This is a genomic window from Caldisphaera lagunensis DSM 15908 (assembly GCF_000317795.1).
Taxonomy (GTDB): domain Archaea; phylum Thermoproteota; class Thermoprotei_A; order Sulfolobales; family Acidilobaceae; genus Caldisphaera; species Caldisphaera lagunensis.
This window is the reverse complement of the sequence record NC_019791.1, coordinates 973,862-990,330: the sequence shown is the minus strand read 5'-3', so window position 1 is coordinate 990,330 and position 16,469 is coordinate 973,862. Positions and strand designations below refer to the sequence as shown.

At 29.0% G+C, this 16,469-nt stretch carries 13 protein-coding genes; 7 read left to right on the top strand and 6 right to left on the bottom strand.

Translation table 11 applies throughout. The annotated features are described in order from the left end of the window. Positions 1–24: 24 nt before the first annotated feature. From CALAG_RS04735 to CALAG_RS04725, 3 genes are all read right to left on the bottom strand, one after another. Entirely contained in the window at positions 25–1,290 is a 1,266-nt protein-coding gene (locus CALAG_RS04735) for an MFS transporter (protein WP_015232595.1), read from the bottom strand. 194 nt (positions 1,291–1,484) lie between these two features. Then, positions 1,485–1,889 (bottom strand): single stranded DNA-binding domain-containing protein, encoded by a 405-nt coding sequence (locus CALAG_RS04730; protein ID WP_048816765.1) that lies wholly within the window; start codon positions 1,887–1,889, stop codon positions 1,485–1,487. Between the two features lie 50 nt (positions 1,890–1,939). Next, the gene (locus CALAG_RS04725) at positions 1,940–3,205 is read right to left on the bottom strand and encodes an MFS transporter (RefSeq protein WP_015232593.1); all 1,266 of its coding nucleotides are present in this window, start codon (positions 3,203–3,205) and stop codon (positions 1,940–1,942) included. A 430-nt stretch (positions 3,206–3,635) separates the two neighbouring features. On the opposite strand from CALAG_RS04725, the gene CALAG_RS04720 reads away from it, so the two are divergent. From CALAG_RS04720 to CALAG_RS04695, 6 genes are all read left to right on the top strand, one after another. Continuing rightward, positions 3,636–3,902 carry a ferredoxin gene (locus tag CALAG_RS04720; RefSeq protein ID WP_048816764.1) on the top strand — a complete coding sequence of 89 codons (267 nt, stop codon included), beginning with the start codon at positions 3,636–3,638 and terminating at the stop codon, positions 3,900–3,902. Between the two features lie 63 nt (positions 3,903–3,965). Continuing rightward, positions 3,966–4,523, top strand: a complete 558-nt coding sequence (locus tag CALAG_RS04715) for a GNAT family N-acetyltransferase (protein WP_015232590.1) — start codon at positions 3,966–3,968, stop codon at positions 4,521–4,523. A 115-nt stretch (positions 4,524–4,638) separates the two neighbouring features. Then, a complete protein-coding gene (locus CALAG_RS04710; RefSeq protein WP_015232589.1) occupies positions 4,639–5,289 on the top strand; it encodes a TTX_0299 family putative ATP pyrophosphatase in 651 nt (216 codons plus the stop codon). Between the two features lie 53 nt (positions 5,290–5,342). Next, on the top strand, positions 5,343–6,272 hold the full coding sequence (locus tag CALAG_RS04705; RefSeq protein WP_015232588.1) for an NAD(P)-dependent oxidoreductase: 930 nt from the start codon (positions 5,343–5,345) through the stop codon (positions 6,270–6,272). Beyond that, complete coding sequence (locus CALAG_RS04700; RefSeq protein ID WP_015232587.1) at positions 6,269–7,291, top strand: pyridoxal-phosphate-dependent aminotransferase family protein; 1,023 nt, start codon at positions 6,269–6,271, stop codon at positions 7,289–7,291. Before CALAG_RS04705 ends, CALAG_RS04700 begins: the two co-directional genes overlap by 4 nt. Then, positions 7,278–8,096, top strand: a complete 819-nt coding sequence (locus tag CALAG_RS04695) for an ARMT1-like domain-containing protein (protein ID WP_015232586.1) — start codon at positions 7,278–7,280, stop codon at positions 8,094–8,096. Before CALAG_RS04700 ends, CALAG_RS04695 begins: the two co-directional genes overlap by 14 nt. 469 nt (positions 8,097–8,565) lie before the next feature. On the opposite strand, the gene CALAG_RS04690 is transcribed toward CALAG_RS04695, so the two are convergent. From CALAG_RS04690 to CALAG_RS04680, 3 genes are all read right to left on the bottom strand, one after another. Then, a complete protein-coding gene (locus tag CALAG_RS04690; protein WP_015232585.1) occupies positions 8,566–10,248 on the bottom strand; it encodes an MFS transporter in 1,683 nt (560 codons plus the stop codon). 118 nt (positions 10,249–10,366) lie between these two features. Next, on the bottom strand, positions 10,367–13,117 hold the full coding sequence (locus tag CALAG_RS04685; RefSeq protein WP_015232584.1) for an ABC transporter substrate-binding protein: 2,751 nt from the start codon (positions 13,115–13,117) through the stop codon (positions 10,367–10,369). 408 nt (positions 13,118–13,525) lie between these two features. After that, entirely contained in the window at positions 13,526–14,023 is a 498-nt protein-coding gene (locus CALAG_RS04680) for a hypothetical protein (protein ID WP_048816763.1), read from the bottom strand. A gap of 1,014 nt (positions 14,024–15,037) precedes the next feature. On the opposite strand from CALAG_RS04680, the gene CALAG_RS04675 reads away from it, so the two are divergent. Then, complete coding sequence (locus CALAG_RS04675; protein ID WP_015232583.1) at positions 15,038–15,931, top strand: glycosyltransferase family 2 protein; 894 nt, start codon at positions 15,038–15,040, stop codon at positions 15,929–15,931. Positions 15,932–16,469 lie beyond the last annotated feature (538 nt).

The following is a 16,469-nucleotide window of genomic DNA, read 5'->3' as shown; positions in this document are numbered from 1 at the left end:
AAAAGGAAAATTCAATAATAAAAACTATTTTTGTTTTTCTTCCATTATCTTAAATATTGCTGAATTAATTATTATCAAAATGCCAGTTATTATGAAAGTTATGGGAAATCCTGTATAATTAATCATATAACCTGATATAAAAGATCCAATTGTAAAGCCAAAAGCTATTAATGTTTCATAAATCCCTAATGTTGATCCTTCTTTTTCTGTTTTAGTAGTTTCTAAAACCATTACGTTCGCTGCTGTAAAAAATATGGAATAAGCTAAACCTCCACCTAAAGAATAAAAGACAAATTGTGATAAAATTAGATAAGTTTTGTTGAGAAACAAAAACATTGATAACCCTATCATGAAAAAAGAAATCCCCCTTAATGATAGTGTAATCCAAGAAGCCCTTATTTTTCCATATGTATTTATGAATCTAGGAGAAAAATAAAAAGAAATTATTTGGGAAAATGTACCCAAGGAGAAAATCGCTAAAATTATGCTATCAGATATACCATAAATTTTTAGACTAGCAGAATATTGAGTTAAGATAATTCCATAGGACAAATAGAACAAAAAATTTCCCGTATATAAAAGAATGATACGCATATTTTGTATTTTTTTGTTCTTGAAATCGAAGGCTTTTTTTAATGAAATCTTTAAGAATGAAGGGTTAAAAATCTTAGACATAATTCTTATTTTAATTAAGAAAGATTTTAAGACGTTAATCCATGATAACTCTTTATGATTATTTTCAATTTTAGGTAAAAAATAATAAGACAGTAAGGAAGATAACGTCATTAAGATGCCAGTCATTAAAATTAAAAAGTTAACTTTAAAATAAATTGCTAAGGCAGAAGATCCAAGAAAGCCTAATAAATAACCAATTGTATTCAAAAAATTTAATTTAGCGTTCTCAATTACCCACATTTCTTTTGCAAAAGTTTTTATAATTATTAAATATAACGAGATTATAAGAGCCGTATTAAAGAAACTCCAAATGCCATATAAAATTTCAACTTCCACCACAGATTTAGCATATGCCATAGGTATTACAAATAGTCCACTTGTTAATAAACCTAATATGGTTAGTTTTTTCAAATCATAATAATCTGATATGTATCCCCAAACAAAAGATCCAATAATCCAGGTTATGTTTCCTAAAGTTGCTGTATATGATATATCTATTGCATTTCCTCCTAGTTTTAAAATAAGCAAGGGAAGCATTATTAAAAATGGCATAAATCCCATGCCATATGGTATTAAAGTATACATCCATTTATCATTGTATTTTATTTTTTCCATCTATTGTCCCTTTCTTATGCCTCATTAACTTAATTAATAATTTGGTAATATAAGAATTCAATATTATATTATAAATAACATATTGCAAAAATAATTTTTAAAGGAAAATATAATATTCGTTTTACATTACGTCTTAATCATAAATAATTAAAATTCAAGATAATATTTTATAAAAATTGTAAATAAAAATTTTATTAGTATCTTTTTCTATATGATGGTTTTCTACCATAACTGCTATAACTTCTCCTTTCTTCTTCAACAACCTTGTCTGACATATTATTACCTGTATTTACATTTTCGATTTCCTTTTCAGAAACCGTTATTGACCCATTGTTTTTATTTAAAGAGAGTCTCATGCTTCCTTTAAATGTAGAAACAAAGGCATTCTTTATGTTTATTGTTTCTCCTTCTTTTACTTTGTTTATCGAATTATCCCATAAAGTCATAATTATTGTTCCACTTTCATCCCCAACTAAGACATCAGAAACCTTGTGTGACATACCATCTTTACCAAAAACATTCCTTGGCTCTGATACCTTTATGACCTTTACACTTATTTCCTCAACAGCGCTTTTAGGCGCTAACTCATTTACCTTCAATTCTTTCGCCAAATATTAGTTGGGACAGATGTTAATAAGCTAATATGGAATTATCTAGGTAATCTTTCAATTGTTTTAAATATATATACATTAAATAATAATATTATACCAGCTATTATGTAAGTAAATCCAAAACCCATATATCTAACCATATAGCCTGAAACGAATGAACCTAATGTCATAGCAATACCTGTTAGCGTGCTATAGACTCCTAAAGTAGAACCTTCCTTACCGCTTTTCACTATCTCAAATATCATTATGCTTGATGCTGTATAAAATGCTGAAAATGCAAGTCCTGCTGCTATAGGATAAAATATTATACCAGATAAAATTAATGATATCTTATTAGCTATTATAACAGTTAAGAGTCCAATAATAAAATACGAAGATCCCCTCATAAGCAATGAGATCCATGAAGTTCTAGCCTTTCCTAATTTATTAATAAATCTAGGGGATAAGTAATAGGAAATTATTTGGAATAACATGCCAATTGAAAATATTATTAAAATTAGGCTATTTGAAAGTCCTCCCTCTTTTAGTCCTGCTGGATACTCTGTATTGAAAATACCTGATGCAATGTAAAATAAGAACATACCAATGTATAGAAGAGGGACGTAAGCAGAAACTAAAGATTTTAACCTAGATAAAGAAAATATCTTAAATGAATATTTTGAAGGAAAATGAATGAAAATGGTTGGTATCTGTTTTAATCTAATTAAGAATGACTCTAGGTTATGAAGTAGTGCTGTTCTTTCAATATGTAATTCTGGCTTTGGTATAAAATAATAAGATAATCCAAACGAAATTAAGACTAGTATTCCCATTAGTATCACTATAAAATCAAGCTTAAAATATATAGCTAATAAGGAAGACCCTAAAAGGCCTATCAAATATCCTACTGATGACAAATAGTTTAATTTTGCATAACTGGACGCCCACAAATCTTTTCTTACTGTGCTCATTATTAGTAGAGATAATGGTGTGGAGCTTGCAGTATTTAAGAATGATAGTATAGAATATAAAATTTCTATTAGACTAATTGATTTAGTATATGAGATAGCTACTAAAGTTAACCCAACTGTAGATAGGCTTAACAATATTTGTTTTTTCCTATCAAAATAATCTGCTGCAAATCCCCATATTAATGATCCTATAATACTGGTTAGATTTGCTAATGAAATAGTATATGCAACATCTATTACATTCCCTCCCAATCTTAATATTTGCAATGTTATAAGTGTAGATAGAGGCCCCATGGCTATATTATAAGGTATTAATGCATACATCCAATTATCTTTGTATAGCTTTATCCCCACCCTCCCACCCTCTTATGATTTTTATTGATTCCTTTCACATTTTAAGTCAAACAGCTATTTTTACAGTAATAAGATTTATATTTTTATCTTTCAGATTTCATAAGATTTTTATTATAAAGAAAGAAGGTATCATAATGCAAGCAGGTTGGGAATGATTTCTAGTTGTTTTTCTATTATTTTAATTATGTTAAATGTTACCTTTACTTAATTAATAGAAAGAGATAATAGTGGAATCATTAAATGATTATTTCATAGATCTAGATATCCTATCTCATAGGAGTATAAAAAGATTGGTAATTTTTAGCCTTTTTGTCATTATAATTTTAATATTTGAAACACATAATTTTGTATATGTTTTTTCTCAGAAAAATTAAAAAATATTAACTTTCAAATAAAAACTTTTATTGATTAAAAGTAGTTGGTGATAAAAATGACCATAAGGGTTTGGATAGAACCAAGGGAAAATTGCATAGCTGATATGGTTTGCGTTAGTCTAGCTGGAGACGTTTTTGAAATGTCAGATGTTGATGGAAAATCTAACGTAATTGCAAAATGGAGAAAGGATCCGAACAACATAAATGAAGGATTTGTTCCAGATGATCTAAAAGATGCTGTTGATGCAGCTGTTCAGAGTTGTCCTACACAGATAATTCACGCTGAACCTTCACAAGAGATTATACAGCAACAACCAGCATAAATTAATTCTACTTTTTGGAATAAAAATAAATATAACCAATTTTATATATAATCTGGGATAAATTTGGTTGATATAATAGGAAAATATAGAGATGGAGGAATTAATTACACTTTTAGATATGCAAGTAGAGAAGATAAAAAAAGAATAATAGAATTTTATGAATCAATGGATAATGAATCAATATATTTTAGATTTTTAAGTTTTTTTAAAGATTTTTCTTCTCATGTTGAAAAAATTTTTAGTGAAAAAAATAAATATGGATTTGCGGTTATTGGAGAAGATGAAAAAGGAAATATAGCAGCATTAGGCGAAAATTTTTCATATAGTTTAGAAAGCGCTGAATTGGCATTTATAGTTTCACCAAATCATAGGAGAAGGGGATTAGGATCAATTGTAGCAGCCTTTTTAATTTTGGGCTCATATGCAAGAGGAATTAAAATTATGGAGGCTTATTTTCATGCTGAAAATTCTCCTGCATATAAAATAGGTCTAAAGATGGGGCTTAATATGGATTTTGAAGAAGATGTGTATCATGGAAAAGCCCCTCTTGAAAAAATATACAAGATTGCATTAAATGCATTAAGAGAAAAAAACGTTGAGCTATACATGAATATAAAATAAGTATAAATATTTTAGTTTACTGTTGTTATTTTAATTTAATAAACTAATGAATTAATGTTTTGATATAATTAACATTTTATATTTCTTCATTTCATTTATAAGGGGTGAGAAATTAGTGGTTAGGATTGCTATGTTCTCTGGGGGTAAAGATGGATTAAGAGCTGCGCAAATAGAATGGCCTGTTGACGCCTTTCTCTTTCTAATTTATGAGTTTCCTGAACCAAGTCCTCATATAGTTAATTTACAGACAACAATTGCTTCTGCATCTGCAATAGGGGTACCCATAGTTGTAAAAAGGTTACATAAAGGTAAGGAATTTATAGAAACAGTTGAACTATTAAGAAAACTTAATACTGATACATTAATAGCGGGAGATGTATTTGTAGAGGATCATCTAAAATATATGGAAAACCTTGTTAGAGAAGCTGGAGCGAAATTAAGAGAACCTTTGTGGAGTTTGGATACATTAGAAATTTTAATGAAAGATATTGAAGATAATTATAGCTTTAAAGTTCTGGGAGCAAGACCTAAAAATTTAAGGGAAAGCGTTGGTAAAATAATTAATAAAGATAATATAAATTGGTTTTTAGAGTTAGCTAAAAAAGATAATGCAGATCCTTTGGGGGAAAAAGGGGAATATCATACAATAGTATTAAAAAGTCCATTGCATAAAGAAGAGTTTTCAGTTAAGGATTTAGAAATCAAGGAATTGGATTGCTGCAGAATTTTATTAACGAGTAGCTATTTTAATCAAAAAATTTTTTAAAGATCACATAAGTGGGAAAATTTATAAACTGGTTAAAACAAATTTAAACGCAGGTGGTGTTAATTGTCGACGCACTCGTTGTTGATAACGTACCTGATAGGCTAGTTTTTTTGTTAAGACAAGGTGGAATTAATGTAGACTATGTTCCTGGATTACAAAGGGATAATTTAATAAATGTTCTAAAAAATTACGAAATTCTAGTTTTTAGAAGTAGATTAAAAATAGACAAAGAAATTATTGATAGCTCAAATAAACTTAAATATTTAGCAAGGTTTGGTGTTGGTTTAGATAATGTAGATATAGATTATGCAATGAAAAAGGGTATTAAGATAATAAATGCACCCAATTCCCCTAGTAAGAGCGTTGCTCAATTAATAATATCAATGATTCTTATTTTAGAAAGGCATCTCTACACAATAATTGAATCAGTAAAAAAAGGTGAATGGCCAAAAGGCAAAATATTAGGTAATGAAGTTGAAGGCAAAACATTGGGTATCATAGGATTTGGTAGGATTGGGAGGGAAACAGCTAAGATTGCACATTCATTGGGAATGAAGATACTGGCAAACGATATTATTGATGTGAGCAATGATGTTAAGAAATTTGAAGGTATGCAAGTTTCTTTAGACTATTTATTAAGGAATAGCGATATAATTTCTATAAGCGTTCCACTAACTCCTTTAACATATCATATGATAAATAAAGATACTATTTCATTGATAAAAAACAATTCAATATTAATTAATACAGCCAGAGGGGAAGTCATTGATACAAAGGCTTTATTAGAAAACATTAACAAATTTAAAGGTATTGGATTAGATGTGTTAGAGCAAGAGCCTCCTAAAGATAATTTATTTAAAGAGTTGATATCACATGAGAATGTTATTGTAACATCTCATATAGGATCTGAAACTTATGAGGCAATGGATAGGCTTAGCGAAGAATTAGCAAAGAATATAATAGAAGAGGTGAAGAAGAAATGATAAAATATATGACGCCAGGACCTATACAATTACCTAACGAAGTTTTGGATTATATTAAAAGACAACCTTATTTTCATAGATCAAATGAATTTAAAGAAATATTTTCTTCAGTTTTGGAGAAGATGGAAAAAATTGTTAAAGGAAATGCGATAATTTTTCCAGGTACAGGAACCTTATCTATAGATACTATGGTATACAATTATGTTAATCCAAAAGAAGAAGTTATATTATTAGATATAGGTGAATTTAGCAAAAGACTTGGTGAAGCCCTTATATCAAGAGGGGCAAGGTTGTATGTAATAAAAAGTGAATTAGGAGAAGTTGTCCCTCCTGATGTCTTGCAAGACTATGCGAAGAAAATTAAAGATTTGAAGGCAATAGCAATGGTTCATAATGAAACGAGCCTAGGTGTTGCTAATAGATATGTTGAAAAAATACAAGAAATTGCTAAATCATTAGATGCAGTCCTCTTAGTTGATAGCGTTTCAGGAATACCAGCTGAAAGGATTGATAAAGAAATAGATGTTATAGCAACTGCATCACATAAAGCATTTATGTCAATACCAGGTGCATCAATTATTTTTTATAATGTTAAACCAAGAAACCTAGATAAACTCCCCTTAAGTATGGATTTAAATAAATTCATTAATATGAAAAACAAATTCGAAACTCCATATACTCCCCCAATAAATGTTATATATGGTTTAGATTATTCAACAAGTTATATACTAAAAATAGGTTTGGATAGATATACGGAAATTCATAAGGAAAGAAGCGATTATTTAAATAATTTGATAAAATTAAAATCAATTGCAAAAGATGAATTTAAAAGCAATACAGTTTCAGCATTTTACACAAACAATGCTGAATTAATTGTTAAAAGACTAAGAGAAAAAGGATATGCAATAGCAACAGGTATGGGAGATCTTTCAAAAAAAGTAATAAGAATAGGCCTTATGGGAGATATAGATTTTAATGATATTAAAAACGTTGCGGAGGTAATTAATGAATATGATTGATGAGAAATGTAAGCTTTGCTTAATTGAAAATAGGGTCAAAGATTTAATAAGATTAAAAGGAGGAGATAAGATACCATATTTGTTAAAGGACTTGTCTTATCAATTGGAATCAAATAAGGATAGGGATTCATTGTTTGTTGATAGTTTTAATTATATAAAGAAGTTAATTAAAGATGAAGATCCATATAAAGAATTGAAAATGAATTTAAATAAAATTGGTAAAGAAGCTTCTTTAATAGTAAGAAAAGAGCTTATAGAAAACAACTGGAACTTAGATCTTGCATTAAAATTTTCTGCCTCAGCAAATATAATAGATATAAATGTTTTAGGTTATGAGTATGTTGATTTAAAAGATGCTTTGCATGATGAAGTAAAAGTATATGAAAAAATAAATTTGCCTAAAGAAAAGGAAATTTATTTAATTTTTGATAATTCTGGAGAAGTTTATATAGATCTTTTATTAAAAGAATCTTTAATAAAAAATGGATATAATGTAAAAACAGTGATAAGAAAAAATAGCTATGAAATCGATGTAACATCAGATGAAATAGATGCAGATATAATTATTGATGGCAATTATTCACCAATTAAAAAAATAAATGAGGGATTTATCATAGCTAAAGGAATAGCTAATTTAGAGGCATACTTATTTTCTAATAAAAAAATTGATACCCTTCACTTGTTTAGAGCTAAGTGTGAAGTATTAGCAGAAAGATTTAATGTTAAGAAAAATACGCCTATAATAATAAGTGGGAAAAATTTATTAAATGTTTTAAAAATTAATAATTTAACTTTTCATAAGTGATGCAAGATTCTACTATTATATCCCCTTTCTCTTCTGACCTCCTCTCCACACTAAAAGGCGAGGCTTGTCGTTCCTCTTTTCAACCTTAAGAGAAACCTAGCCCTAAAAGGTAAATCATTTGTTACATCGAAATCAGATCATTAATATATAATTTTTTCTTTCATATTTTTATCTTATGTATATTTTTATTATTAAAGAATTGTTGATATGTTTTAAGTATTATAAGAATGCTAGATTATATGATTATTAGAGGTATTAAAATTATTTAAGAATTTTTTTAAAAAATATTACAAATTATTTAAGGTAAATATTGTTATCTATAATATTTGCATTTAAGAAAATTTTTTATTGCATATAAATTAGTTTAGCGTATCCTCTTAAATGAATGACGCAAGACTTTTTTTGATATCATAATTTCATTATTTTGATAATTATTAAGCTTGACAATAAATTATTGATTATTTAAATTTTAATTATTTGTGTTATTTAAATTATTTAAATTATGTTTTCCTCTTAATGCAGACGCAATAGCAGCTATTATAATGATTATAGATGATATTAATAAAACAGATCTTAGAGCATACATAAATGCTGGAGCAATAACCTTCGGGAACCATGTATTGCTTAGAACTTCGCTTAAACCAGATGGATCGCTATTTCCAAGTTGAGAGGCTAAGTTAGGCAAACTACTTAGGACTGACTGCATTGGATTATATCCTAGAAATGCTGCAAATAGAGCAGCAGTTGGAGGCATTTTTGATATCATATATGCTATATTATTTGGAAAACCAGCCGAAATCAAAGCAGTATATAAAGTATTTGGTAGTTTAGCTTCAAATGCGGATAACAATAAGGAAAAGTATAATGCAATGCTTGTAGTATTTGCTATATTTGTCATAACCGCTCTCATACCGGAAGCAACGCCCCTATGATTTGCTGGAACAGAATTCATTATTGATGCAGTATTAGGTGCAACGAAAAGGCCATTTCCAGCACCAGCTAAGAAAATGAAAAATGCAAATTCTGGGTATGGAAAGTCATATTTTAAAGTTATCAATAATAAAAATGAAATTAAAACTACTATCATACCTCCTGTTGCTAAACCTCTTGCTCCATGTTTATCAGACAAAGCTCCGCTAATAGGGCCAAATGCAACGAAGCCTAGCATTAATGGTATCATATAAATTCCTGCCCATAATGGGGTTACTGAGAAGGAATAACCATGTAATGGTAACCAGATACCTTGCAATAAAACAACTAATGTTATCATTAGACCCCCATAAGCTAATCCAGCTAATAAAGCAGCAAAAATTCCTGCTGAGAATAACCTCGATTTAAATAATTCAAGTCTAAACATTGGATACTTTACTTTCATCTCAATAAATGGAAATATTGCTAGCAAAGCAGCCCCAGATATTAATAAACCAATTACCATAGGATTATACCAACCTAAAGGATAGTTTTTGTATGGTTCCAATGCATAGGTTATTCCAGTTAAAAGCAATACTATACCTAAGATAAAATCTATGTTACCAATTATATCAATTTTTTCATTTCTATTCCTTATGCCTATTTCTTTTAAAGATTTATATGACCATATTGTTCCTATTATCCCAAATGGAACGCTTATTAAAAATACTAGCCTCCAATTTATTGTTGCTAAAATGCCTCCTACGATTAAGCCTAATATGCTTCCCAATAAACCTGAGATCTGGTTTAAACCTAATGCCTTACCTCTTTCAGTTAATGGAAACGCATCAGTAATTAATGCAGTGCTGTTAGCCATTAATAGTGAACCACCAATAGCTTGAATAACTCTAAATGCTATTAATTCGCTTGCGGCAAAATCCCCTTTGCCAAAAGTAATTGATAACAAGATTGAACCAATGGTAAATATAATGAAACCTAATCTATAAAGCTTTACCCTACCATAAATATCAGAAAGCCTTCCTATTGATACAACTAAGGCTGAAGTAGTGACACCATAGCCCATTAATAGCCATAGAAGATAGGAAAAAGAGGATGGTAATAATGGATTTATGTTTATTCCTTTAAATATTGCTGGCAAAGCTATTAATAAAACTGTAGAGTTCATCATGCCAATTAAAACCCCTAATGTAGTATTTGATAATACATTCCATTTGTATTCCATGATCTCACCAGCATTATATTTTTTGCCTATATTTCCTTAAAATACATAAGAGAAGAGAATTTATAAGTTTTGATGCAAATTAACCTTTAAAAAATATTTAATAAAAATTAAAAAAATATTATCCCTTAAACCACCAATAGAATAGAGAATCCCCTCCGCCTCCTATCATTGGATTTTCTTGATAACTTATTTGATTTTTATATGGTATCATATATGGTTTTATTATCCAATACATATTCTCTTGATAAGTGTAGACATATAAATATAAGTTAACTGCTATTTGTTCGGCCTCTTTATAATATTTAGCAGCCAAAGCGTTATTTCCAGATAAAGCAGCATTATTTGCCAAGTTTATTAAATTATTCAATTCTTCATATTCTTGAGACTCATTAGCAAATAGATTTGCAAGATAGGAATTACCTTGGGATGCAAAGTATTTGCTTAGGTTTTCAAAGTATGATACATTCCAACCAGCAGCAGCTGGGAAGAACCCTCCCTGTAAATACATAGCATTTGTAAAATCAGAATCTAGTGGGAAATCTGCTATCCATCCACCAGTAAATATAGGTTGTCCATTTAATCCAGGTACCCAGTAAGACATCATAGTTGATCCGGGCATATAAATGGGTGTTGCCTTTATGTTTGGATCCATTTCATTTAATAGTTGGCTCCACATCTGTGCTCCAGTAAAATCAGTTATATCACCACTAAATATTACGATTGGGAAGTTTACTGATATGTTATAAAATCCAGATTCTTCCATTAATTGCTTTGCATATGTTAAGTTAAATGTTGGACAACCTGTTAGCTCCGTTGGTGGAATATAATTTGGTAATCCAGGTATTATAACTCCACAATAATAATTGCCAAAATCAAAATGATACTTAACATCACCTAATATATCATTTAGATATTCTGTATAATTAAATGCATATGCAAATGCTTTTCTAACCAATGGATTAGCAAAGTAATATGAAGGTATTGAGTATTGTGCACCTAAAGCTTTTAGGTTTGGTTGGCTTATATTAGCGTTAAATACATAAAACAGCTCAGTTAAAGCAGGGAATGTGTAAATCTTTGCCTGTCCTTTGCTTTCTAATTGCTCAACCAAAGGTATATATTGTGTTGGTATATCTTCTAAGATATCAGCTTGTCCAGATGCAAACATTTCATATGCAGTGTTTGGATCTTTAACCCAATATATTATAACAGTATCATTTGGTTTAGGTATATCAGGAAGTCCTGGATAGTATGGATTAGGAGCTAAAACAATACTTTGTCCCGGTGATAATGATTTAACCATATATGGTCCTGAACCCATAGGACTCCATTCTACAACTTGGTTATAATTACCAACATTTGCTTGCTGCTCATATTGATAAAATCCAGCTGGAGTGAAATTAATTCCTGCTCCAACTTGTTCTAACCATTTAGCGTCTAATATACCAGTGCTTAATGGATCAGCTAATGCGGTATATAAGGCCTGAGGGGCAGTAGGCCTCCATAAATGAAATATAACTTCATTTGTTTGATTATTATAAGTAACAGAATTCATTATTTCTTCAAATGCTTGGGTATCATTAGGTGATGAGACTATGGGAACACCTGCAGTTACATTAGGTATTAAATATTGTGCAATTATCCAATCAGGAGTTCCTGGTAATCCCCCAACAAATAATAAGGCCCTAATTATTGAATACCATACATCATAAGCAGTTACAGGATCTCCATTAGAGAAATACAATCCAGATCTTATTGGAAATATATATTCAGTATAATTATTTTTTATCAAGCCATTTTGTACAGTAGGAACCTCTGCTGCAGCATATGGTATAAATGATGTTGTGTTTGATCCATTATATAATAGCAATGTCTGGTAAACATTTGCTATCACCTCAAATCCTACTACTTCATAATCTATATCGGGATCTAAAGAATAAGGACCTCCAGGTTGATTTTCTGCTACTTGTATAACACCTGGGTTTGGTACACTACTTGAAAACTCAAATAATGAAAATGCCATATTTATGCCTGATACTGCAATGCTTTGATATGTTGTATAGTTATATGTTTTCCCAGATGAAACGTTTTTAGTTATTACTGTTAATGATACAGCATATAATCCTGGTGAAGAATAAGTTACATTAACTGGGTTTTCTTCAGGTAATAATGTTGTTTGGTTTGCCATAACAGTCATTGTTTGACCATTACCAAAGTTCCATACATATTCATATATTGTCATGTTTTGACCAGATGGTGGTTGCAAAAATCCTCCTGATAAATAAACTGTTTCACCTGTTGAGAAAATTGGTGCTGTTGGATTTCTTGTTATGTTAAATGTAATTGTTGGAACTGTAACTAAATCTGATAGGCTTGATGGTACATTTGGTGCTACTGTTATTTCTATTAAATTACTTAATGAAGAACCCATTAATGAACCGCTTTGATATACATTATAATAAACTAAATAATGACCTGGATAATTATAGGTTACATTAACGTATTGTGATGTTGTGTTTATTACTTTCCCATTACCTGCATAGAATAATGCATATCTATTGCTTGATGGGGTAAATGATGATAATACAAAGTTAATTGGTGTTCCTGCTACTGATGCATATGTTGATGTTGCAACTGGACTTAATGTTGAAAATGTTGTTGGAGTTGTTGAGGTTATGGATGTAGTAGTACTTGTTGTAGTGGTTGTAGCAGTTGATGTTGTTGTAGATGATGTAGTAGTACTTGTTGTAGTTATAGGCTTTTTAGTTGCATAATATGCTGCTACTCCTCCAACAATAATTACCACGATAATTACGATTATTATTCCATATAACGCGCCTTTAGATAAGGATCTATCTTTCCTACCCAATATTATCCCACCCCACTAATTAATTTGTACTAAAAACACACTTATATAAATTAATGAGAGGTAAAAATGCATATAAAATAAACTGAACTACTAACTTACTGGAGTTTCATTTTACATTTATTAAATCCCATAAGTTCAAATCCTGCATTACAATATAATAAAGAATTTTTCTTATTTTTAATTAATTAAAAATTTATATTAAATGTATATTATCTTTTAATAATCATTACAGCTGCAATTAAAATAACAATAATTGCTATATAAATATAGCCTAATATTTGATTTTGTCGTTTTAACTTGTGTATTAGAATAGGTACTACTTTCTGAAGAAGGACTTGTAGAAGTTTTTGTAATGTGTCTTATATTACTAACTGGTATCTCACTTATAGCATATTTGCCTATCAATAGTCAATAACTAGATATTGGTATAATGCTAACCCCTAATTCTGCATTGCTTATAGGAGAAAACTCATAAACAGTTAGCTTATTATCGCTAGCAATCAAATTTACGTTATTTAAAAATACATTTGATATTTCAGGCTCTATAGCTATTTCTCTGCTAATATTTTTAGTATTATTTGAAATAACTATGTTTAATTTAACTGATATATTGAATCCTTGGGTTAAAGAATTGTTAAACCTTATCATTAAGGTATTATTAACAGTTAATAATGATGAATTTATTGGGAAGATATCGTTAAATGGCTTTTTAACATAATTAATAATAGCATTATCATAAATTATTGGTTGTTTTGCTAACCAAACAAGCCCATTATTTGGAGGACCTGCTTGGAATGTCAAATCGCTTCCTTCGCTTACATATAAGTAATTCCAAAGAGTATAATACATATAAATTGGATTAATCTTTTCTTGAATATTACCATAATTCAAAGCATACAATGTCATATTAGTTACTCATTAAATCCTATTATACTAGCATTTAGAGAATATTTGAATGATAATGGAACAATTCGTGATATGCTTTGGTTTAATAATGAAGAGAAAGCAATTAAATATTCTCTTGCTAAACTTACATTTCTCCATCTAAAGCAACAACATCAACACTTCCTGGATATTCCATGTATATCTTAGCCAAATATTGTATTAGCTCTTCTTGGGTCAATTTTGGTGATTGGATAAAGTAAATAAAATCAAATAGATTTGATAGATTTGTATCCCTTAATATATTTTTTGGCCTGCAGAGTTTTGTATAAAATAAATACCATGAGGTCCCAAGTTTAAGTTTTAACTTACAATAGTTAAATCTGGTACCATTTGTATAAATGCTTGGTAATCTACATCAGTTACATTGATTCCCACATCATTATATAGCCATATAATGCTCATGTTAAACGCTTGCTCTGGAGTTCATGCAGCATATTTGCATTTATATCAAATACATATTTAGTCATGTTTTTACCATTAATAGCTATATTAAAAGATCAGGCGACCTTCCATTATCATATTCTATTATAGTTATTAGATGATAAAATGGAACAATTAATACTTACAATCTTCTTGCAATAATTGCTTATAAAGCTTAATTGTCTCATTAGTTGCTATTAAATCATGTGTAATATTTACATTACCTCCTATAAAATAAAGCGAAGTTTGATGTAAAAATGATTCCCATTTATATAATAAAACTGATGGGTAATCAATATTAAAGGTCGTTTTATATTTTTTATAAGTATTTTCAGCAATTCATAAACACCTGCTATTGAAGGTGAAGGATTTCTGTTAAGGCTTATTCAACAGGCTCTATCAAATTTAATAGAAGGGATGAGGTTAATTTTGATGTTAATACAAACTCAATAGCTGTTTCCAATAAAAAATCTGGGATTAACCTTTTAAGAGTTTGGCGTAATTTACAAAAAATAAGTTTATATTCCAATTTTTTATTAATAAACTTGGTGGAAAATGGAGCAAATTAATAATTTAAACGTTATTATTCCAACATTAAATGAGGAAGATGGTATTGGTTTAACTATTGATGAAATAACACAATATGTAAACAAAGAAAACATAATTGTTGTTGATGGAAATAGTAAAGACAACACAAAAAATGAAGTAGAAAAAAGAGGAGTAAAATTTTTCATTCAAAAAGGGAAGGGAAAGGCAGAAGCAATAAAAGAGGCATTAAATCATGTTAATAAAGAAATTGTATTGATAATTGATGGTGATTATACTTATCCGGCTAAATATATTAAGGAAATGCATAGCATATTAATGAATGATGAAGAAGTTGATGAAGTTATAGGAGTTAGGAACAGAAAAAACCAAAGTATTGTTTATAGGTTTGGTAATTGGTTTCTAACAAATTTTTTTAGTTTATTATTTGGTGTACATTTAAATGATGTATTAAGCGGTATGTATATGATAAGGAAAAGGGCATTAGAAGGAGCTCTATTTGAGATGAGGGGATTTAGTGTTGAGAGTGAAATAGCTGCCCACATTTCTTCGACTGGAAACAAAATAGCTCAAGTTAATATAGATTATAGAGAAAGAAAAGGTAAGAAGAAACTTGGTATAAGACATGGAATTAAAATAGCTATTGATATGTTAAGGCTTTCTTGGAGGTATAACCCTGTAACCCTATTTTTCTTTGTTGGGTCTTTATTGATGATTCCGGGTTTAATAATAGGTTTCTATACAGTATATGATTATGTTTTTCTTCATATAGACCACTTTGTTAAGGCAATCATAGCACTTATATTAACTGCAACAGGTTTTCAAAGCTTAATGCTATCAATACTAAGTATGTATTTGAAAAGAATGGAATTAAGGATAAAGAGCTATTTAAATAAGAAATAATTATCTTTACATCATAATAATTAAGATAATTAAAATGGAATAATTGCGGGTAAAGCAATTGATGTTTAAAAAAGATCTTCGATTTAAATAATAGCTTGTTGTCTTTAGTTAGTAAAAATCCGAGCGTTAACCTAAATACTCACTCTTCATATATCAGAGGCTAACTCGGATCAGAGATTCATTTTCATCTTGGATCAGTTTATATTTATTTGGTTTAACTATGACATTAGCTCAAATACTAGGTAAATTGAGGCATGTACCAGTAGCTTAACTTCTCTCTATCATTTATCATCTAATCTAGGTTCAAGCCCTAATAAATAAAATGGAAATTAAAATTATATAAAAGAAAGACAAAGATCTTTTATTATTGATATTCAAAAATTATATTTATAATATTTAAATAATATTTAAAATATAGATAATTAATAATTAGATATATAATATAACATGATATTAAAAAATTTCAATTTAATTTATTTAGGGTAACCTCCTATTAATTTAATATTACTCAATAGAATAGTTATGGTTTAGTCCAAAA